Origin of the sequence: Streptococcus mitis, assembly GCF_002096755.1 — a bacterium.
Lineage (GTDB): Bacteria > Bacillota > Bacilli > Lactobacillales > Streptococcaceae > Streptococcus > Streptococcus mitis_AC.
The window spans coordinates 1-20,267 of record NZ_NCVF01000023.1; the positions used below are offsets into that span (position 1 = coordinate 1).

Here is a 20,267-nt window from a genome sequence, read left to right on the forward strand (position 1 = left end):
CGGGATTCGAACCCGTGTTACCGCCGTGAAAAGGCGGTGTCTTAACCCCTTGACCAACGGACCAGAGCTGTTATTTTCAACTCTTACTATTATACTGGCTTTTCAAACTTTGTCAACACTTTTTTTAAACTTTTTCATTTTTTTTTGCATGGTTTCCTAGTGTGTACGGATATCAAACTCCTTAAACACAATACGTAAGTCTCTTAATACTCTTTGACGCCCTCGGAAGCGTTCATGTCTTAAGACGCGTTCTAACTCTTCTTGTTTATCTTTACTTTGTTTGCTTCTATAATCTCTTAGTGTCTCATGAAAGAGATAATACTCATCTAGCCAGAGACCTCCCTCACTAATACGATGACAGATCTCACCTACTTCTTCATAAGGTTCTTTATCATATCTACGCTTCTGGCTTTCTTGTTTACGGATATGGTCTAAAATTCGATTACGGAATTTAGTTTTGAAGTATTTACGTAAACGAGGAATATCTTCTACTAGCTCTTCTTCTCTACTAATCAATTCATGTAAGCAAATCATTCCCTCTTGGTCCCAATCTGATAGCTCCCATAAATGAAGGTAATATTCATTTCTACACTTATATACAATCCCCTGGACTTCTTCATATAATTCTTTAAACATAACGTCCCCCTTTCTAGATACAGTTTAACAGATTCAGAAACACTTTTGGCACATTTCATCCATTCTGCACCCTTTAGCTCCTCAACTGCACAAAAAAGAGAGGACATGCCTCTCTTTGGGTTATTTTTCGTCATTCATTTTTGACTTTACTTCATCATAGGATAGTGCATGTGATTCCTCTTCTACTGCTTCAGGCATCTTTCCTGTTTCGTAAAGAGCTTTAATTTGTGTACTATCCAATGTTTCGTATTTCAATAATGCTTCTGCAATCAACTTGTGAGTTTCACGATTTGATTGGATGATTTCAGCAGCTTTATTTCGTGCTTCATTTAATAATGAACGAACCTCTTCGTCAATTTCATAAGCCGTTTGTTCTGAAATTGATTTTTGAGGACTCTGTGCACCAAACATAGCATGGTTTCCTTCATATTGTACTGGGCCAAGTTTTTCACTCATACCGTACTCTGTAACCATTGCACGCGCCATTTGTGTCGCTTGTTCAAAGTCGTTTGAAGCTCCTGTAGTTTGGACATTAAAGATAATTTCTTCAGCTACACGTCCACCCATTAAGCCAGCTAATTGCTCTTTCATATTTTCTTTAGATAGAAGCATTTGGTCTTCCTTAGGAAGTGCAATCATATAACCACCTGCGCGGCCACGTGGTACAATTGTAACCTTATGGACAACGCGGGCATTCGACAAGACTAAACCAACAATGGTATGTCCTGCCTCATGATAGGCAACCAATTCACGTTCTTTTTGTGAAACTGTCTTATCTTTCTTAGAAGGTCCAGCAATAACTCTATCTTCTGCTTCATCGATATCTGAGGCGTCAATTACCGATTTATTGCGACGAGCAGCAACTAGAGCTGCTTCATTCAAGACATTCTCTAAATCAGCACCAACAAAGCCTGGAGTTTGTTGAGCCACTAATTTCAAATCAACATCTTCTGCTAAAGGCTTGTTCTTAGCATGAACTTTCAAGATTGCTTCACGCCCCTTAACATCAGGACGGCCAACCAATACTTTTCTATCAAAACGTCCTGGACGCAGAAGGGCTGGGTCAAGTACATCTGAACGGTTCGTTGCAGCAATGACAATAATTCCTTCATTTCCCTCAAAACCATCCATCTCAATCAAGAGCTGGTTCAAGGTTTGTTCACGTTCGTCATTTCCTCCGCCAAGACCAACTCCACGTTGACGTCCAACAGCATCAATTTCATCGATAAAGATGATAGCTGGTGCTGCTTTTTTGGCATCTTCAAAAAGAGAACGAACACGACTAGCTCCAACTCCGACAAACATTTCTACAAAGTCAGAACCTGAGATACTAAAGAATGGAACACCTGCTTCTCCGGCGACTGCTTTAGCAAGCAAAGTTTTACCTGTTCCCGGAGGTCCCTCCAAAAGAACACCTGCTGGAATACGGGCTCCAAGTTTTGTAAATCGTTTTGGATCTTTTAAAAATTCAACAACTTCAACTAGTTCTTGTTTTTCTTCCTCAGCTCCAGCAACATCTGAAAATCTTACTTTAATATCTTCTTTATTTGCAGCCTTAGCCTTACTACGTCCAAAACTCATCGGGTTACGGCTATTATTTCCTCCCATATTTCCCATCATAGAGAATAGGAAGAAGAAAAGAATACCGAATGGCACAATGGATACAAGAATATTAATCCACATACCACTTGAACTTTCATGCTTAACAGTTACTTCAGCTTTATGGTCAGAAGCAAGCTTTTGCAATTCAGATACTGTCGTATCTGAAGGAAGAATGATGCTTGAAAATTTCTCTACTGTTGTAGCAGAAGGAGAAAAGAACTGAATGCCTGTTTCTTCTTTACTTGTTTTAGGATTTTTATAGACACCTGAAACTTCGATAACACTGCCATTTGGTTGGTAAGTCAATTCTTTTACATTGTCATCGGTAATTTCTTTTACCAATTCTGTATAATTAATTTGCTCACTTTTCCCTGCAACACTACCTGTACTAAAATACTGGTAGGCTGTAACTAGGAAAAAAATAAGTAATAACCATAGAAAAGGATTTTTAATTAAACCATTATTTTGTTTTTTCATTAAAAATTGCTCTTTCTAATTTGAATATACTTCTTCTTTCAATACTCCAACATAAGGAAGGTTACGATAATTTTCTTTGTAGTCTAAACCATAACCTACTACAAACTCATTTGGAATAGTAAAGCAAGTATAGTCTGCCTCAATTTCTACAACACGTCCTTCTGGTTTATCCAACAAGGTTGCAATGTTAACAGAAGCTGCTTCTCTTGCAATAAACATATCTCGCAAATTCTTCAAAGTTTGACCTGTATCAATGATATCCTCTACAAATAAAACATGTCTTCCTTTGATATCTTGAGTCACATCTTGCTTAATATTAATGACACCACTACTTGCTGTTCCACCATGGTAGCTAGAAACCATCATGAAGTCCATTTCAATATGTGTGTCGATATGTTTGACCAATTCAGCCATAAAAGGAATAGATCCTTTTAAAATCCCAACTAAAATTGGATTTTTTCCTGCATAGTCTTTGGTTAATTGAGCACCTAATTTTTTAGCAGCTTCTGTAATTTCATCGTGTGAAACAAGGATTTTTTTAATATCGTTTTCTAACATTTTTTTACCTATCTATTTTTTCTATATAAAGTACAGTGTTCATTATATCATTTTTCGTGTTTTTACTCAAATTACTGGTCGCAATTCCCAAAATTGAGATAATTTCACCAAATTGCTCAATAATCAGAGCTGATTTTCGCTTTTCCATAGGGATTTTCAAATCAATAAATAGACGTCTGAGTTTTTTTCTATGCCCATTTTGAATCAAAAAATCCCCTGGTTTTCGATGACGAATGTGTATGGATGTTTCTCGTGAAACAGGTATTCGCTGAATTGATTCACCTTCTAAAAGAATTCCAAAGGAAAATGTATATCCTTGATAAGTAACCTGATTTTGATAGTGTAACACAAATTCATCTTCCTTTTCATCAGCCTGCGGACTGATTTTACAAATCTGAAAATGTTGGTACTCTTTTATCAATTCATAGCCATTTTTAAGCGGATGACGATACTGGCCTTTAGATTTTAAAATCTGCCGAACTTCTTCAAACTGAGCTTTTGTGAGATTCAAATCTGGAAAACGATTCAGATAAGTTTGAAGTAAAACTCTTTGTGTAGACTCAGAGTAAGACAATAGCTGCTCTAAATTTTCTACATCAATATTCTTTGATAATTCAGCTATTGCCAAATCATAATCTAAAATTTCATTGCCGATACTTAAGATTGCATCTCTAAATCGAGGATTTTCTTTTTCTAATTCTGGTAAATAAGAATTTCGAATACGATTGCGAAAATAATGATTTTCCTGATTTGATATATCTTCAAAGTGAAAAATTGGAGGAAAGTCTTTTTTCTGAAAATGAAAGAAGGGACGAATGATTTCTATCTTTCCTACTACTTGCTTCTCCTTAATTCCTGATAGATATCTCAAACGAGTACCTCGAATCAATCGCATAAAAATCGTTTCCACCTGGTCATCAGCATGGTGGGCAGTGACTAAGGCTGTCGCACCAGTCTTTTTCATGATCTCTTGAAAAAAATCATAACGAAAATGTCGAGCCCGCGCTTCTGAAAATTCACCTGAAAAATTGCTGATATAAATAGGAAGCTCTGCTTCAGCAGCTAACTTCCTTAATTCCTGTTCTTCCCAATCTGATTCTACTCTCTGCTTATGATTCACATGAGCTAGAATCAATTCAATTTCTAACTCTTTTTTATAGGTAGACAATACCTTAAATAGAAACATAGAATCTAATCCACCAGAAAGAGCTAGCACCACCTTAGTATGTTTTTTAAAATATTCTCTCTTGAGAAAATGATTTAAAAAATCTTGTTCCCTCATTTTAGAACCTCATAAACATCCTTGGCTATCTTAGAAATCGTATCATAATCAGAATTTTTAGTGAAAATAGAAAGAATAAATGGAGAATCTGCATAGACAACACCTGTATCATGCTTAAATTCATCCGCATCTCCAATTTTATGAGCTACTTTAACAGAAACACCTTTGGCAATTCTCTCATTATCAAAATCTGTTTTAGTCAAAGACTCTAGCACAAATCCATTTTGATTATAAATAGCTTCCATGGCCTTCCCAGCCATCTTAGAAGAAATCAATTTTTCTTTTGAATCCCAATCATCTCCCATAATAGCAGACATCTTGGATTTAAATGTGGCATCAGATTGGTTTGAAATGTAATATCCCAATAGATTATGAGCTACATTGTCCGATTCTTTAGATACTTTCGTTATTAAGTCCTTGAGAGAATACTCTTTATTATCCTCTTTTTTAGGGAGGCTACCACTTCCCTCTGGTTTATAAGAACCTGGAAAATCATTGACTGCAGATACGTATTTTACAGTCGTGTCTAACTGATAAATCCCCTCATTTATTTTTTCTTGCGTATAATAAAGATAAGGGAGTTTCAAAACACTAGCTGCATACATCTTTTCATCTTGATTGATACCAGCTTCTTTTCCAGTAGTCAGTTGCTTAACATAAATAGAGAATGAATCCTTCTGATATTTTTCCGATAACATTTCTTGGACTTTACTCATCCGATTATCTTCTTCAGAAGTTGATTCTTTAGCTACCCATCCAGTCTGATTAATATGTAGAAATTCTCTTCCTTCTACAAACATGGTCTTATCAATTGATACTTGCGAATAAGCTGATAAGGATGATTTCACTTCTTTTAAATCATAAGGACTATTGTACAGTTTAAAATCAGATTCTAACCATACCTTTTTTATTGTTGGAGTTACCTCTGATTGATCATATAAAAATCGTTTGTCTGCAGCAATAAATTGATGGTTGGATAACTTAAATACTGGAATCCCTTGTTTATTCAAGCGCCACTCGGTTATTTGAAAACTTGTTTGGGGAGTCAATTTTCCAGATTCCACTACTAAATCTTCATTCGCATAAACAGGAACCTCTCCATAAACCATGGGAGAACTTAATTTTTCTCTAAAATAAATACCAAAGTCAGATTGTGAAAGGTAATAAATTTCTTTCGAAGTATAGACAACTTCTTTTTCTGTGCTAACTACTTTTGAAACTGTCAAAAAACTTGGTAGCAACAAAATAATTAAGAATTTACGCATTCTTCCTTTCCTTTTCTTCTTGTAAACGCAATAGTTGATTTTTATCAGACAACTCCTCTAGTTTTTCATCCGATAGACTCAAAAATTGCTCAATTACGTCTAATAATTTTTCCATTTCATCACCTTGGAAGCAAGTCAGGAATCGTATAAACAGCTTCCCGATTCTTAGAATAATAATATTTTGCACGCATGTATTTAGCAGCGTAATCTTCATCTTTCAACTTTGTAGCAAAAGCTGTCTCTTTCTCCTTTTCCTCACTCAAGGTTTGATACTGAGTTTGCAAATCTGATAACTGTTGACGTCTTTGGAGTAATTGGTGATAGCTTTGAGCAAGATTATAAGTTGGTAAAATGAACAATAAAATCATCAAAATAAGAACCCAACCCATGAAACGATTCCGTTTTTGTCGTTCTTTCATCAGATAGCGACGACGTTGGTTTTCATTTTGAATAAAAGAATTATTCAATTGTACGATATTTTTAGACATTTTCTTCTACCCGTGTTTCACTGATAATTTCATACATGCCTGCTGCATCTTCTTTTTTTGTACTATCTTTCATCTCCAGTACTTTTACAAGTAGCAACTTATTGCCAAAGCGAATTTCAACTTGGTCATTAACTTTCAAATCCGTTGAACTTTTGGCCAAGATTCCATTTACCTTGATTCTGCCTTTATCTGCTACTTCTTTTGCGACTGTACGACGCTTGATAATTCTTGATACTTTTAAATATTTGTCTAATCTCATTTTTATTACCTCAAATTATTATTGTACCATTTTTATCTATTTTATAGAAGAAAAACGTTAAAGGGAATTGCCTTCTTTCGACACTTTTATCTCTAATAAACTTTCTCCAAAAATGAGCAGACCTTCTAAAATTTCATAGTCCTTCTTGTTTCGGATATCAAATACAACTTCCATTAATCCATTATTCTCAGCTATGGCTGCTTTTAGGTTTGTTGCGGATAAAGCTTTAAAATAATCTTGAGCCAAAAACAGTCGTTGAGTGACTTTTTCAAATTGTACTGTAATCTTATTCTCTTTTCTTTCCACACGTTGAACAAAGACCTTGTCCAAATATGACTTGACCAAACCAATCTCTAAAAGATAGGCAACCACATCTGGGTATTCTCCAAAGCGGTCCATCAACTCTTCTTGTAACTCTTCATAGTTGACACGGTTGTCAATTTGACGAATTTTCTTGTAAATTTCAATCTTATGTCGTTGATCAGAAATATAGGTATCAGGAAGATAGGCATCAATTTGTAAAATCAATTCGGTATTTCCTTTGGTTCTTGTGTTCCCATTACCATGTCGTTTAGCAATAGCTTCCTCCAATAACTGCGAATACAATTCAAAACCAACAGAATCAATGAAACCAGACTGGGATTTTCCTAAAAGATTTCCTGCTCCGCGAATCGAAAGATCTCGCATTGCAATCTTAAATCCAGAGCCCAATTCTGTAAATCCTTTAATCGCTTCTAATCTCTTCTCGGAGACTTCACTGATTGATTTTTCTGGACGATACATGAGATAGGCATAAGCAATACGATTACTACGACCGACTCTTCCTCTTAACTGATACAAGGTTGACAAGCCCATATGGTCCGCATTTTCAATAAATAAAGTATTGGCATTTGGAATGTCCACCCCTGTCTCAATAATGGTAGTTGTCACCAAGATATCATACTGACCTTCAATGAAACCCAGTAGAGTATTTTCTAACTGAATCTCACTCATTTGCCCATGAACATACCCAATCGAAGCCTCTGGAATCAACTCCTGTAATTCTGAAACCTTCTGATCAATTGTGTCAACTTTATTGTAAAGATAGTAAACTTGACCTCCACGGTCCATTTCACGTAAAACAGCATCACGAATCACACTATCATTCTTTTCCAAAACATAGGTCTGAACAGGATAGCGATTAGTCGGCGGAGTTTCAATAACAGACAAATCTCTAATTCCCAGCATAGACATGTGAAGGGTACGAGGAATTGGCGTTGCTGTCAAGGTCAGGACATCTACTTGTTTTTTCAGTTCTTTCAAGGTTTCCTTATGCTTGACACCAAATCGCTGTTCCTCATCAATAATCATCAAGCCCAAATCAGCAAATACAACATCTTTTGACAAAACACGATGTGTTCCAATCAAAATATCAACTTGACCCTTTTTCAATTTTTCAAGTGTTTCAGTCTGCTCTTTTTTACTTCTAAAGCGACTCAACACATCAATATTAACTGCAAAATTTTGGAATCGTTCCTTAAAATTCGTATAGTGCTGTTGCGCTAAAACCGTCGTCGGAACTAGAACGACAACCTGTTTGTGATCATTGACTGCCTTAAAGGCTGCACGCATAGCAACTTCAGTCTTTCCAAAACCAACATCCCCAACTAAAAGTCGATCCATTGGTTGAGAAGCCTGCATATCTCTCTTGATTTCCTCAACACTACGAAGTTGATCATCCGTTTCAACATAAGGAAAGGCATCATCAAAAGCATGTTGATCTTCATCATCAGCTGAAAAAGCAAAACCCTTCAACTGGCTGCGTTCAGAATAAAGTTTGATTAAATCGTCAGCTATATCCTCTACCTGGTTCTTAACTTTTTGCTTGGCCTTTTTGAAATGACCATCATTTAATTTATTGAGTTTAGGTGCTTTACCGTCACTTGAAACGTATTTTGAAAGTAGATGAATCTGTTCCACTGGGATAGAGATTTGATCCCCGTTTTGGTATTGAACACTGACATAATCACGGTGAATCCCTTTGATTTCAATTGTTTCAATCCCTAGATATTGACCAATTCCATGGATATGGTGAACAACGTAATCTCCTTTTTCAAGTTCATTGTAATCTTTTAATCTCTCTGCATTTGAAACATGTTGTCTTCGAAAACGACGTTTCAATTTCTTTTGAAAAATCTCATGTTCAGTTATCAATAAAACCTTTTCATCAACAAAATGAAAACCATGTCTGAGATTACCCTCGATTAAGTTTACAGATTCTTTACAGATACTTGACTCATCTCTAGAATCCAATTTAATCTGATATTCCTCTAACACATCCTCCAATGTTTTACTTCCCATTGAATTGCTAGACTGCAGGATAATAGTATAATCCATTTTTTTGTATCGCTCAATTTCTTCTTTTAGAAAAGAAAATTGATTGAAAAACTCTTGCATGGGATATTGATTAAATTGATAAATTTGGTCAAACTTGAGATTTCCTAACCCCTTTTGCAGATTAGAGAAAAAGGTAACCGAACTCTGTTTTTTATAGATTTGCTCTGTATCAGCAAAATACTGCATCTCAGAAAATGCTTTACTAATCTGTAATTCTTCTGTAAAGTATTGTGCTAACTCCCTTTCAAAGACTTCATACTGATTCATCAATTTCTGATAATCATCAAAGAATACTGGGGTATCTTTTTCAATATAGTCAAAAAAAGTCCATGTCTTGTCATAACACAAAGATAAAAATTTCCGTGAATCAGAATGAATTTGTTTTTTGTGAAAACTTGAAAGAATTTCTTCTAAGTATGATTTTAAAATAGGTGATAACGTTTTTGAAATTTGTTTTTCTAAAGCTGACTGTCCTCGTTGATAATCCTTTTCTCTCAAAAGCATATCACTAGCTGGAAAGATAGTGAGTTCTGTCTGATTTTCTTTCGATAATTGTGTTTCGACTTCAAATGACCTAATACCATCGACTTCATCACCAAAAAACTCAATTCGGTAAGGTTCTAACTGGGATATTTCAAAAATATCTAAAATATCTCCTCGCAGACTAAATTCGCCTTGAGTTTGTACTTGTGTAACTTTTCGATAGCCTATCTCTTTTAACTGATGGATAAGTGCGTGTTGGTCATATTCTTCACCAACTGTTATTTTTACAATACTATCTTTGAATATATTGGGAGACGGTAAAATCAATCGACTTGCTGCGATATTACAAACTAAAATCCCTTTCTTAGATGAATCAGTCAAAAAACGCAGGGCTTCAACCCGTGAAATGATTTTTTCTTGTGAAGACATCAAAAACTCGACCATAGGGGAGTCATCTACCAAAAATGGATAGACAAGTTCCTCACCCAAGACAGAGATAAGATCACTAACAAGTCCTTCTGCTTCTCCATAAGTTGATGTCAATAACACAATCTTATCTTCCTGTCTCAAACTACTAGCAATTGCTAAAGCTTTTGTAGAAGTTGACAAGCCTAACATTAATTGTCTTTTCTTATCTGTCAGATTTTGATGCCATTTTTTGATCTGATTATTTTCTGAGAATAAATCTAATAAGATCACCATTTATCCATTATACCTCTGCATCGTTTTTTCAAAGTTTTTCTCTTGTAAATAGTAGTTTACAGAATCGTCAACTTTGTCAATAGACTGTAAAATACCAATATAATCATTCTTGTCAAACTTACTCAAAACATGGTTAACAACTGACATTCCATTTTTAGGTCTTCCGATTCCAATCTTAACACGATTAAAGGTTTGGGTTCCAATATGTTGAATAATAGACTTGATACCATTATGACCACCTGCTGAACCTTTTGCTCTTAAACGAATTTTCCCAACTTCCATGTCAAGATCATCGTAAATGATGAGTAAATCTTCAATATCCAAACCATAGTAAGTCAATAAAGCATGAACCGCTCTTCCACTTTCATTCATAAATGTCGTTGGTTTGACAATATAAATTTTTTCTCCATTTAGGAAAAAGGATGCTAGGTCAGCTTGAAATATCTTATCGTGTGTAAAAGTGACATTTTGTTTCTTCGCTAGTTGGTCAATCAACATAAAGCCAACATTGTGTTTTGTTTCAAAATATTTATCTCCTGGATTTCCCAAGCCTACAAGTAATTTGGTCATTTATTTTTCCTTTCAAAAGCCAAAAGGGTTGGAATTTTTTTCCAACCTAATTGACACTATTTGTTAAATATTATTAGACATTAAAGCGGAATTCCATGATATCGCCATCTTGAACGATATATTCTTTTCCTTCTTCACGCAAGCGCCCAGCTTCTTTTACAGCCTTTTCAGATCCATATTTCACTAGATCCTCATATGACATGGTTACTGCACGAATAAAGCCTTTTTCAAAGTCTGAGTGGATAATACCAGCTGCTTGAGTAGCCTTCATACCACGTTTAAAGGTCCAAGCGCGAACCTCTTTTTCACCAGCTGTGAAGTAAGTTCCAAGTCCAAGTAAGTGATAAGCTGCGCGAGTCAACTTGTCAACGCCTGATTCTGTCAACCCAAGTGCTTCAAGAAACTCTTGCTTATCTTCTTCGTCTAACTCAGAAATTTCTTCCTCAGCACGCGCAGAAATAACGACTACTTCAGCATTTTCTGTCGCTGCAAATTCGCGAATTTGTTTGACATAGTCGATAGAATCTGGATCTGAAACTACATCCTCATCTACATTGGCAACATAAAGAACTGGTTTAGTCGTCAAAAGGAAAAGACCTTTGACAACTTTTTGTTCTTCATCTGTAAATTCGATTGTACGAGCTGATTTCCCATCTTCAAGAACTGGTTTAATCTTTTGAAGAACATTGAATTCTGCTACTGATTCTTTATCTTTTTGCGTACGTGCCATCTTTTCTACACGCGCATATCGTTTGTTCACTGATTCTAAGTCAGCAAGAATTAACTCCAAGTTAATGGTATCAATATCTGCAAGTGGATCCACAAAGGCATCTTCACGTCCTTGCTCGCGCATGACATTTTCATCATCAAAAGCACGAACTACATGAACAATCGCGTCTACTTCACGAATATTGGCCAAGAATTTATTTCCTAGCCCTTCTCCTTTTGAAGCTCCTTTTACAATTCCTGCGATATCTGTAAATTCAAAAGTTGTGGGAACTGTCTTTTTAGGAGTAATCATTTCAGTTAGTTTTTGTAGGCGTTCATCTGGAACTTCTACCATTCCAACATTTGGATCAATCGTCGCAAATGGGTAGTTTGCCGCCTCTGCTCCTGCTTTTGTAATTGCATTAAATAGTGTTGATTTACCAACGTTTGGCAAACCAACGATACCTGCTGTTAAAGCCATATTTTCTCATTCTCCGTTTTCATTTCAATCCCTAATATTATAACACAAAAAGGGAAAACTTGCTAACCCTCTAACTAAGGGTTCTCAGTCAATAATTTTATTCATTTTTCGATCAAAATCATATCGCCCCATCATGACAACATGCTCACAATTACTGCATTTGATTTTGATATCTGCCCCTACACGTGTAATTTCCCAACGATTTGCTTTTTTACCAGTTGACTTGATAGTACAAGCATGTGGTTTTTTCATCTCAACAAAATTTCCAACTTGATACATACTACTCTCCTTTTCTTTTTCGATTATATCATAAAAGAGGCGAGCCAGGCTCAACCTCTTTCACTTAATTTGTACGAACTGGTGTAATGAGCTGCATGAAGTCTTCGTCAGTATCTGCTGGAACAAGAGTAAATGGACGAACAGCTGAGATAAAGCTAATGGTCACCTTTTCGCTATTTAAAGCCTTAAGAGAATCAATCAAGTAAGTTGGGTTGAAACTAATGGTCAAATCTTCACCAGTCACCTGATCAGTATCGATTTCTTCGTTTACTTTACCAACTTCTGGAGAGTGAACATGAGCGCTAACAATCCCATCTTTTATTTCAAGTTTCACAGTACCATTTTGAGTAGCACTTGATAAAAGACGAGCACGTTCCATTGACTGGCGTAAGTTTACAACATCAAAAGTAATAGTAGTATTAAAGTCCGTTGGAATCAAACGATCTGTATCAGGATAGTTTCCTTCAAGGAGACGAGTATAGAAGCTAATATTTTCGCTTCTAAATAGGATTTGGTTGTTGGCAAAGAAAATCTCTACATTTTCAATATCATCTGTAAATACCGCTGAAAATTCGCGTAGAGAACGGCTAGGAATGACAACATCAAAATCATCACTATTTTTCTCAAGCGTTAATTTTTTCTGGCTTAGGCGATGAGAGTCTGTTGCAACTGTTTTTAGCTCCTTGTGTTGACTCAATACAAAATGAACACCTGTTAAAATCGGACGACTCTCTTGGGTACTTGCTGCAAAAGCTGTTTCATTGATAATTTTCTTGAGTAATTTTGTTTCAAGAATTAAAGGAGTGCTTGCTGAAATTTCTTGGATTCGTGGATATTGTTCACTATCTTTTCCTTTTAGGGTAATTTCTGACTTGCCGCTGGTTAAAACAATTTGATTTTGTTCAATTTCTTTAAAATCAAGAGTCACATCAGGTAGACTAGATACCACATTGATAAAGAAAGAAGCTTCAAGAAGGATTGAACCTAAAGAAGTAATTAATAAACCAGCATCTTCATTTTTTTGAGAAATAAAATTTTCAATTGAAATTTGACCATTTGAACCAATTAAAGTAACACCTTCATTGGTCACGTCAATTTTGACAGTTGATAAAATAGGAATAGCATTTTTAGAACTAATAGCTCTCTTAGTAGTATTTAAGGCTTGTAGAAATAAATTTTTATTAATTGAAAAATGAATCATGGATTCTCCTTTATTTATTTTTAGTATTAGAAGGATAATAGTAATAATAGAGTCTGTGAAATCTGTGGAAAACAGACTTAAAGTAAGTCATATCATGATTTTTAGCTTGTTTAAAAAATGTGGATAAAAAAGATAAAAAAACGAAAGTTATCCACAAGTTATTTTATTTTCTTTTTGATTGATTCAATTTCTAAACGTAAATTATCGTCTTCATCAATCAAAGATTTAATTTTTGCATGGGCATGAATGACTGTTGTATGATCTTTTCCTCCAAACTCCTTCCCAATTTTTGGAAGACTATTATCTGTTAATTCTCTAGATAAATACATGGCTACTTGACGGGCTAACACAATATTTTGAAGGCGTCTGCTTCCCTTCATTTCTTTGACACTAACACCATAGAAGTTCCCTACTTCAGTTTGGATTTTATCAATTGGAATGACGAGGATTTGGCTAACATCTTGTTTTCGAGCTCTAATAGCTTCTGCAGCGATATCGATACTGATATCCTTAATCTTCTTCACTCTGGCGATTAAAGTGATGTCGTTGATGGCTCCTTCAAGTTCTCGAACGTTTGAATCAAATTGGCCAGCTAGGTATTCTAGGGTATCACTTTGGAAATTGTAGTCCAAATGTTCTGTTTTGCTTTGTAAAATGGCAATACGTGTCTCAAAGTCAGGTGGTGTGATGTTTTGCGTCAACCCCCAGCTAAAGCGCGTGACAAGTCTTTCTTCAAGGCCCTCTAAGTGTTTAGGACTACGATCACTAGTCAGAACGATTTGTTTTTGATTGCTATGAAGAACGTTGAAAGTATTGAAGAATTCTTCTTGAGTTGCAACTTTTTTTCCACTCAGCGATTGGATATCATCAATTAACAAGAGATCAAGGCTACGGTAAGTTTTTTTGAATTTTTCCATTTCACCTAGTCTCAGGTGTTCAAGAAAGTCGTTGATAAAGCTTTCAGCAGGGATGTACTTCACACGCGCATCAGGAATATTTCTCAAAATCTCATTCCCAATTGCATTGAGTAAGTGAGTCTTACCAAGCCCAGGTCCTCCATAGATAAAAAGAGGATTATAGGTTAAGGCCAAATCTTCAGAGACAGCCAAAGCTGCTGATACTGCCCAAACATTTCCATCCCCTTGAATAAAATTATCAAAGGTATACTTTTCTTTTAATCCAGTATCCGAATAAGGAATAGATGCTAACTTTGGACTATAGTCATAAAGAGTTGAATTTGGAGCTTCTTCAACTTGTGAGACAGTAGTATCTTGAGGTTTGATGAAAATATAGTGGGGAGTTATTTCAGCGTCATAAATTTCAAATCCAGCAACTACAATAATATCTTTTAGTTGTTTTTCCCAGACCATTTCCATTTCAGATCGTGGTAAAAATATAGTGGCAACATTTTCCTCTACCTTTATGAGTTCAGCTTGAATAGCATAGAAATCATACATGGATCGAGTCAGTCTTTCTTGAGCAAATTCTAATATACGATTCCAAAATTGTTTTTCTTTCAATCCTTTCTCCTCCTTTACTATTTAAAAGTTTAATGCTAGACTTATTTTACCATAGATAGTAAGAATTTTCCACAAGCTGTGAAAAATAATCCACAATGTTATCAAGTTTTATCCACAGGTTGGGGATAAAATCAGAAATTATTGATTTATTAAGCTTTTTACTGAAAAAAATAGTGGATAACCTTGTGAGATAAAAAAATAAAAGAACAGCCTTATTTCAGGCTGTTGATAATTCTACTGTATTCTTCTTGATTTGAAAAAGAAATAATGATTTTTCCACTGTCTTTTTTAGACAGTTTGATTTCTACATCTAATCCGAGTAGTTTTTTTAACTGTTCTTCTTCATTTTGTATGAAATGATCATTTTTTTGCAGTTTCTTTTGTTTTTTCTCTGTCAGAAGAGCTTCTAATTTTCTTACAGAAATGTCTTCCCCTATGATTCGTTGAAAGAAATAGTCTTGTTGTTCCTTATTCAAGCCAACTAGAGACCGCGCATGAGCTTGTGATAGTTTGCCGTTTTCTACTTCTAAGAGGATCTGTTCTGGCAAGGAAAGCAAACGAATGGAGTTGCTGATATAAGGACGAGACTTCCCCATTTTATCTGCAATTTCAGCATGGGTAAATCCTTTCTCTATGAGAGATTCATAGGCGCGTGCTTCTTCTATTGGATTTAAATTTTCTCTCTGTAAATTTTCAATGATGGACTGGACCATCATCTCTTGGTCTGAAAGCTGTTTAACAACAGCTGGGATAGACGTTAGACCAGCTAAAAGTGAAGCCCGATAGCGTCTCTCTCCTGCAAGGATTTCGTAACCAATTACAGGAGATTGACGAACAATAATCGGTTGAATGACACCATTTTCTTTAATAGACTGTGCTAGTTCATCTAGTTTTTCTCTATCAAATTCTTTTCGGGGTTGATAGGGATTTTTTTGTATATCCGTGATAGAAATCATTTCAAATTTTTCCATGATTCTACACTAACACATCTTTTCTCTTATGTAAAGCTTTCTTTACATAGATGTCAATTAAGATTCTAAATCACCTGAACTCTTGTCAAGTTTAATAGATGTAGTTTCTTCTTTACCGTTACGATAGTAAGTTATCTTAATGGTGTCTCCGATAGAATGATTGTAAAGAGCACTTTGTAAGTCTGTTGATGAAGCAATCTCTTTGTCATCTACTTTTGTAATAACATCGTATTTTTCAAGGTGACCATTGGCAGGCATGTTGCTCTGCACAGAACGAACAACTACACCAGATGTTACACTGCTTGGAATATTTAGTCTTCTAATATCACTTGTATTAATATTTGAGAGATTGACCATTTGGATACCCAAAGCTGGACGAGTCACTTTTCCGTTCTTTTCTAACTGTTCAATAATATTGATAGCATCATTTGCAGGGATTGCAAAACCAAGACCTTCTACAGATGTTCCTCCATTTGTGGCAATTTTACTTGAGGTAATTCCTATAACCTGTCCTTGAATATTGATCAGTGGGCCACCAGAGTTACCTGGGTTAATAGCAGTATCCGTCTGGATGGCTTTTGTAGAAATAGCTTGTCCATCTTCAGATTTTAAAGATACATTTCGATTGAGACTAGATATGATACCTTGAGTGACAGTATTAGCATATTCAGAACCTAACGGGCTACCGATAGCAATAGCAGTTTCTCCTACTGTTAACTGACTAGAATCACCAAATTCCGCTACTGTTGTCACTTTTTCTGAAGATATTTTGACGACAGCAATATCAGAGAAAGTATCAGCTCCGACGATTTCTCCAGGTACTTTAGTTCCATCTGACAAGCGAATATCTACTTTGCTGGCGCCATTTATAACGTGATTATTGGTTACGATGTAAGCTTCTTTATCATTCTTTTTATAAATAACCCCAGATCCTTCACTAGAGATTTGCTGAGAATCTGTGTCAGTATCATCATTACCAAATACGCTATTTTGTCTGTTTGCTGAATAAGTAATAACAGAAACAACAGCATCTTTTACTTTGTTAACAGCCTGTGTTGTTGAATTTTCGTTCTTATAGGCAGTCTGTGTAATGGTGCTATTGTTGTTCGAGCTACTTACACCACTTTTTTGAGTTAGTTGAGTTATTGAAAAACTACCCAAGGCTCCACTAAAAAAGCTAATGACGATAACGACTAATAATTGAAACCATTTTTTGTAAAATGTTTTTAGATGTTTCATATTTGCCTCCATATGTTTGAAATTACTGAAAGTATAAACTGACTAGCTTAATTATAACTTAAAAACAAAAGTTTTTCACAGATTGTGGATAACTTTCAAAAATCTGTGGTTTTCTCGGTGAAATTTAACCTTTTGTTTTGTGAATAAGATGTGAAAAAATAGAGAATATGTTAGAATAGAGTCATGAAAATTAAAGTTGTAACAGTTGGGAAACTGAAAGAAAAATATTTAAAAGATGGCATAGCAGAGTATTCAAAACGAATTTCTCGATTTGCTAAGCTTGAAATGATTGAGCTAGCAGATGAAAAAACACCAGATAGGGCCAGTGAATCAGAAAATCAAAAGATTTTAGGAATAGAAGGTCAGAGAATTTTATCAAAAGTTGGTGACCGTGATTTCGTGATTGTGTTGGCTATCGAAGGGAGAACTTTCTCCTCAGAAGAATTTAGTAAGCAGCTAGAAGAAGCTTCTATAAAAGGATTTTCTACTCTTACTTTTATTATTGGAGGGAGTCTGGGATTAGCACAGGATGTAAAAAAGAGAGCCAATCTCTCTGTTAGTTTTGGTCGTTTAACCTTGCCCCATCAGTTAATGAGACTAGTCCTTGTTGAACAAATCTATCGAGCTTTTACAATACAGAAGGGCTCGCCCTATCATAAATAGAAAATTGACTTTCAATTGAATTTTTGATAGAATAGCTGTATTAGGTCTCATAGCTCAGCTGGATAGAGCATTCGCCTTCTAAGCGAACGGTCGCAGGTTCGAATCCTGCTGGGATCAATATAGTAGCAAAGCTGGGAATTTTCCCGGCTTTTTTCTTAAAAAAGTACACTTGGGGAGAAAAAAATGACAGTTGAGAGAATTTTATCTAAAACGAAATTCCATTTTGTATAATAGTTTTTGTAAGTTAGCTTACAAGAAAAAAACATTGAGGAAATTTTATTATGAAAAACACAGTTAAATTGGAACAGTTTGTATCCTTGAAGGAAAAAGACTTGCAAAAGATTAAAGGTGGGGAAAGTAGGCTGCCAAAAATCCTCCTTGATTTTATTTTCCCACGAAAAAAATAATGAAATAAGGGGAAAGAGTAATGGATTTATTTGGATTTGGGTTAGTTATTATTTATTTTGTAATCATTAGTCACAGTTACCATTTAATTTGTAAAGGTCAAATAAATAGAAAAGAGCTATACGTTTTTGGTGCTTATACATTACTAGTAGAAGTAGTACTTGAACTTCCCTTCTATTTTCTATCTTTAAATGGGTTAGGGATTGTAACATTTTTATTTCCTTTGGGCTTATATTCCTATTTTCGATGGATTAAACAGTATGAGAGGGATAGAGGACTATTTCTAAGTTTACTACTATCTCTTTTATATGAGAGCACTCATAACTTTCTGTCCGTAACTTTCTCCTCTATAACAGGAGACAATTTTGTTTTACAATATTATTACTCATTCTTTTCCGTTGTAACGGTGTTGACCTATTTTGTTGTCTTAAAAATCATTCATTATTTCCATTTGGAACTAGCCTATTTTGACAAGGACTATCTTTATCCTTCCTTGAAAAAAGTATTTTTTGCCTTACTACTGCTACATGTAGCATCTTTCGTTTCAGATATGGTAAGTACAATTAAACATTTGAATAGTTTTGGAAGTATTTTATCATCTATCGTCTTTATTTCTCTCCTTTTGACCTTCTTTGCAATGAATTCTCATAAAGTTCAAATGGAGAAAGAGATTGCTTTGAAGCAGAAGAAATTTGAACAGAAATATTTACAGAATTATACAGATGAAATTGTAGGTCTGTATAATGAAATTCGTGGTTTTCGACATGACTATGCTGGAATGCTTGTCAGCATGCAGATGGCAATTGACAGTGGTAATTTACAGGAAATTGACAGAGTTTACAATGAAGTTTTGGTCAAAGCTAATCACAAACTGCGTTCAGATAAGTACACTTACTTTGATTTGAACAACATAGAAGATTCAGCTTTACGAAGTTTGGTTGCTCAGTCCATTGTCTATGCTCGAAATAATGGTGTAGAGTTTACACTGGAAGTAAAAGATATAATTACTAGACTACCAATAGACCTGCTGGATTTGGTTCGTATCATGAGCGTTTTATTGAACAATGCTGTTGAAGGTTCAGCTGATAGCTATAAAAAGCAGATGGAAGTAGCAGTTATTAAGATGGAAACTGAAACAGTGATTGTGATTCAGAATTCATGTAAAATGACGATGACTCCTTCAGGAGATCTATTTGCTTTAGGATTCTCTACTAAGGGAAGAAATCGTGGAGTCGGATTAAATAATGTGAAAGAACTACTGGATAAGTACAACAATATTATTTTAGAAACAGAGATGGAAGGCAGTACATTTAGACAAATCATTAGATTTAAGAGGGAATTTGAATGAAAGTTTTAATTTTAGAAGATGTTATTGAACATCAAGTGAGACTAGAGAGAATATTAGATGAAATTTCGAAAGAATCGAATATTCCAATATCATACAAGACAACGGGAAAAGTTCGTGAGTTTAAGGAATATATCGAAAATGATGAAGTAAACCAGCTTTATTTTCTAGATATTGATATTCATGGAATTGAGAAAAAAGGGTTTGAAGTTGCTCAGTTTATTCGTCATCACAATCCTTATGCTATTATCGTCTTTATCACCAGTCGATCAGAGTTTGCGACTCTAACCTATAAATACCAGGTATCAGCCTTAGATTTTGTTGATAAGGATATCAATGATGAGTTGTTTAAGAAGAGAATTGAGCAAAATATCTTCTACACGAAGAGTATGTTACTTGAAAATGAAGATGTGGTAGATTATTTTGACTACAATTACAAGGGAAATGATTTAAAAATTCCTTACCATGATATTTTGTATATTGAAACGACAGGAGTTTCTCATAAATTGCGCATTATTGGTAAGAATTTTGCCAAAGAGTTTTACGGTACCATGACAGATATTCAGGAAAAGGACAAACATACTCAGAGATTTTATTCTCCTCATAAGTCATTTTTGGTAAATATAGGCAATATCAGAGAAATTGATCGAAAAAATCTAGAAATTGTTTTCTATGAAGACCATCGTTGTCCTATTTCAAGATTAAAAATTAGAAAATTAAAAGATATTCTAGAGAAAAAATCTCAAAAGTGATTGAC

20 protein-coding genes and 1 tRNA gene are annotated in these 20,267 nt (G+C 35.0%); 5 read left to right on the forward strand and 16 right to left on the reverse strand.

The genetic code is table 11. The features are described from left to right. Nucleotides 1–156 precede the first annotated feature (156 nt). The 16 genes from B7700_RS05460 to htrA all read right to left on the reverse strand — a co-directional run bounded on the left by B7700_RS05460 (nucleotide 157) and on the right by htrA (nucleotide 17,097). Nucleotides 157–636 (reverse strand): sigma-70 RNA polymerase sigma factor region 4 domain-containing protein, encoded by a 480-nt coding sequence (locus B7700_RS05460; RefSeq protein ID WP_084887630.1) that lies wholly within the window; start codon nucleotides 634–636, stop codon nucleotides 157–159. 120 nt (nucleotides 637–756) lie between these two features. Then, a complete protein-coding gene (gene ftsH, locus B7700_RS05465) occupies nucleotides 757–2,715 on the reverse strand; it encodes an ATP-dependent zinc metalloprotease FtsH (protein WP_084887632.1) in 1,959 nt (652 codons plus the stop codon). A 15-nt stretch (nucleotides 2,716–2,730) separates the two neighbouring features. Beyond that, nucleotides 2,731–3,273, reverse strand: coding sequence for a hypoxanthine phosphoribosyltransferase (gene hpt, locus B7700_RS05470; RefSeq protein ID WP_000892176.1), 543 nt, complete (start codon nucleotides 3,271–3,273; stop codon nucleotides 2,731–2,733). Between the two features lie 4 nt (nucleotides 3,274–3,277). Beyond that, nucleotides 3,278–4,555: a tRNA lysidine(34) synthetase TilS gene (gene tilS, locus B7700_RS05475; protein WP_084887634.1), complete on the reverse strand. Its 1,278-nt coding sequence runs from the start codon at nucleotides 4,553–4,555 to the stop codon at nucleotides 3,278–3,280. Beyond that, the gene (locus tag B7700_RS05480) at nucleotides 4,552–5,820 is read right to left on the reverse strand and encodes a serine hydrolase (RefSeq protein WP_084887636.1); all 1,269 of its coding nucleotides are present in this window, start codon (nucleotides 5,818–5,820) and stop codon (nucleotides 4,552–4,554) included. Before B7700_RS05480 ends, tilS begins: the two co-directional genes overlap by 4 nt. After that, nucleotides 5,813–5,935 (reverse strand): SP_0009 family protein, encoded by a 123-nt coding sequence (locus tag B7700_RS11425; RefSeq protein ID WP_261147125.1) that lies wholly within the window; start codon nucleotides 5,933–5,935, stop codon nucleotides 5,813–5,815. The genes B7700_RS05480 and B7700_RS11425 overlap by 8 nt, the downstream gene beginning before the upstream one ends. A gap of 4 nt (nucleotides 5,936–5,939) precedes the next feature. Continuing rightward, complete coding sequence (locus B7700_RS05485) at nucleotides 5,940–6,308, reverse strand: septum formation initiator family protein (protein WP_084887637.1); 369 nt, start codon at nucleotides 6,306–6,308, stop codon at nucleotides 5,940–5,942. Beyond that, entirely contained in the window at nucleotides 6,301–6,567 is a 267-nt protein-coding gene (locus B7700_RS05490) for an RNA-binding S4 domain-containing protein (protein WP_001234978.1), read from the reverse strand. Before B7700_RS05490 ends, B7700_RS05485 begins: the two co-directional genes overlap by 8 nt. A gap of 57 nt (nucleotides 6,568–6,624) precedes the next feature. Beyond that, on the reverse strand, nucleotides 6,625–10,128 hold the full coding sequence (gene mfd, locus B7700_RS05495) for a transcription-repair coupling factor (RefSeq protein WP_084887639.1): 3,504 nt from the start codon (nucleotides 10,126–10,128) through the stop codon (nucleotides 6,625–6,627). After that, complete coding sequence (gene pth / locus B7700_RS05500) at nucleotides 10,129–10,698, reverse strand: aminoacyl-tRNA hydrolase (RefSeq protein ID WP_084887641.1); 570 nt, start codon at nucleotides 10,696–10,698, stop codon at nucleotides 10,129–10,131. Nucleotides 10,699–10,771: 73 nt separating this feature from the next. Continuing rightward, the gene (gene ychF / locus B7700_RS05505) at nucleotides 10,772–11,887 is read right to left on the reverse strand and encodes a redox-regulated ATPase YchF (RefSeq protein WP_084887643.1); all 1,116 of its coding nucleotides are present in this window, start codon (nucleotides 11,885–11,887) and stop codon (nucleotides 10,772–10,774) included. A gap of 84 nt (nucleotides 11,888–11,971) precedes the next feature. Beyond that, nucleotides 11,972–12,166: a DUF951 domain-containing protein gene (locus tag B7700_RS05510; RefSeq protein ID WP_016397288.1), complete on the reverse strand. Its 195-nt coding sequence runs from the start codon at nucleotides 12,164–12,166 to the stop codon at nucleotides 11,972–11,974. 64 nt (nucleotides 12,167–12,230) lie between these two features. Continuing rightward, complete coding sequence (dnaN, locus tag B7700_RS05515) at nucleotides 12,231–13,367, reverse strand: DNA polymerase III subunit beta (RefSeq protein WP_084887645.1); 1,137 nt, start codon at nucleotides 13,365–13,367, stop codon at nucleotides 12,231–12,233. 158 nt (nucleotides 13,368–13,525) lie between these two features. Beyond that, nucleotides 13,526–14,887, reverse strand: a complete 1,362-nt coding sequence (gene dnaA, locus B7700_RS05520; protein ID WP_084887647.1) for a chromosomal replication initiator protein DnaA — start codon at nucleotides 14,885–14,887, stop codon at nucleotides 13,526–13,528. 212 nt (nucleotides 14,888–15,099) lie between these two features. Further along, nucleotides 15,100–15,858, reverse strand: a complete 759-nt coding sequence (locus tag B7700_RS05525) for a ParB/RepB/Spo0J family partition protein (protein ID WP_084887650.1) — start codon at nucleotides 15,856–15,858, stop codon at nucleotides 15,100–15,102. A gap of 57 nt (nucleotides 15,859–15,915) precedes the next feature. After that, complete coding sequence (gene htrA / locus B7700_RS05530; protein ID WP_084887652.1) at nucleotides 15,916–17,097, reverse strand: serine protease HtrA; 1,182 nt, start codon at nucleotides 17,095–17,097, stop codon at nucleotides 15,916–15,918. Nucleotides 17,098–17,280: 183 nt separating this feature from the next. On the opposite strand from htrA, the gene rlmH reads away from it, so the two are divergent. The 5 genes from rlmH (at nucleotide 17,281) to comE (ending at nucleotide 20,262) form a co-directional block, all read left to right on the forward strand. Beyond that, entirely contained in the window at nucleotides 17,281–17,760 is a 480-nt protein-coding gene (rlmH, locus tag B7700_RS05535) for a 23S rRNA (pseudouridine(1915)-N(3))-methyltransferase RlmH (protein ID WP_084887654.1), read from the forward strand. Nucleotides 17,761–17,803: 43 nt separating this feature from the next. After that, nucleotides 17,804–17,877, forward strand: a tRNA-Arg gene (locus B7700_RS05540). A gap of 164 nt (nucleotides 17,878–18,041) precedes the next feature. Continuing rightward, on the forward strand, nucleotides 18,042–18,167 hold the full coding sequence (gene comC, locus B7700_RS05545; RefSeq protein ID WP_084887656.1) for a competence-stimulating peptide ComC: 126 nt from the start codon (nucleotides 18,042–18,044) through the stop codon (nucleotides 18,165–18,167). A gap of 20 nt (nucleotides 18,168–18,187) precedes the next feature. Next, nucleotides 18,188–19,513, forward strand: coding sequence for a competence system sensor histidine kinase ComD (gene comD / locus B7700_RS05550; protein WP_084887658.1), 1,326 nt, complete (start codon nucleotides 18,188–18,190; stop codon nucleotides 19,511–19,513). Further along, nucleotides 19,510–20,262 carry a competence system response regulator transcription factor ComE gene (comE, locus tag B7700_RS05555; protein WP_000866073.1) on the forward strand — a complete coding sequence of 251 codons (753 nt, stop codon included), beginning with the start codon at nucleotides 19,510–19,512 and terminating at the stop codon, nucleotides 20,260–20,262. The genes comD and comE overlap by 4 nt, the downstream gene beginning before the upstream one ends. Nucleotides 20,263–20,267: the final 5 nt, after the last annotated feature.

Bases quoted from the DNA above. Each gene is read 5' to 3' on its own strand.
- B7700_RS05460 (WP_084887630.1), bottom strand. From the start codon at position 636: ATGTTTAAAGAATTATATGAAGAAGTCCAGGGGATTGTATATAAGTGT.
- ftsH (WP_084887632.1), bottom strand. From the start codon at position 2,715: ATGAAAAAACAAAATAATGGTTTAATTAAAAATCCTTTTCTATGGTTA.
- hpt (WP_000892176.1), bottom strand. From the start codon at position 3,273: ATGTTAGAAAACGATATTAAAAAAATCCTTGTTTCACACGATGAAATT.
- tilS (WP_084887634.1), bottom strand. From the start codon at position 4,555: ATGAGGGAACAAGATTTTTTAAATCATTTTCTCAAGAGAGAATATTTT.
- B7700_RS05480 (WP_084887636.1), bottom strand. From the start codon at position 5,820: ATGCGTAAATTCTTAATTATTTTGTTGCTACCAAGTTTTTTGACAGTT.
- B7700_RS11425 (WP_261147125.1), bottom strand. From the start codon at position 5,935: ATGGAAAAATTATTAGACGTAATTGAGCAATTTTTGAGTCTATCGGAT.
- B7700_RS05485 (WP_084887637.1), bottom strand. From the start codon at position 6,308: ATGTCTAAAAATATCGTACAATTGAATAATTCTTTTATTCAAAATGAA.
- B7700_RS05490 (WP_001234978.1), bottom strand. From the start codon at position 6,567: ATGAGATTAGACAAATATTTAAAAGTATCAAGAATTATCAAGCGTCGT.
- mfd (WP_084887639.1), bottom strand. From the start codon at position 10,128: ATGGTGATCTTATTAGATTTATTCTCAGAAAATAATCAGATCAAAAAA.
- pth (WP_084887641.1), bottom strand. From the start codon at position 10,698: ATGACCAAATTACTTGTAGGCTTGGGAAATCCAGGAGATAAATATTTT.
- ychF (WP_084887643.1), bottom strand. From the start codon at position 11,887: ATGGCTTTAACAGCAGGTATCGTTGGTTTGCCAAACGTTGGTAAATCA.
- B7700_RS05510 (WP_016397288.1), bottom strand. From the start codon at position 12,166: ATGTATCAAGTTGGAAATTTTGTTGAGATGAAAAAACCACATGCTTGT.
- dnaN (WP_084887645.1), bottom strand. From the start codon at position 13,367: ATGATTCATTTTTCAATTAATAAAAATTTATTTCTACAAGCCTTAAAT.
- B7700_RS05525 (WP_084887650.1), bottom strand. From the start codon at position 15,858: ATGGAAAAATTTGAAATGATTTCTATCACGGATATACAAAAAAATCCC.
- htrA (WP_084887652.1), bottom strand. From the start codon at position 17,097: ATGAAACATCTAAAAACATTTTACAAAAAATGGTTTCAATTATTAGTC.
- rlmH (WP_084887654.1), top strand. From the start codon at position 17,281: ATGAAAATTAAAGTTGTAACAGTTGGGAAACTGAAAGAAAAATATTTA.
- comC (WP_084887656.1), top strand. From the start codon at position 18,042: ATGAAAAACACAGTTAAATTGGAACAGTTTGTATCCTTGAAGGAAAAA.
- comD (WP_084887658.1), top strand. From the start codon at position 18,188: ATGGATTTATTTGGATTTGGGTTAGTTATTATTTATTTTGTAATCATT.
- comE (WP_000866073.1), top strand. From the start codon at position 19,510: ATGAAAGTTTTAATTTTAGAAGATGTTATTGAACATCAAGTGAGACTA.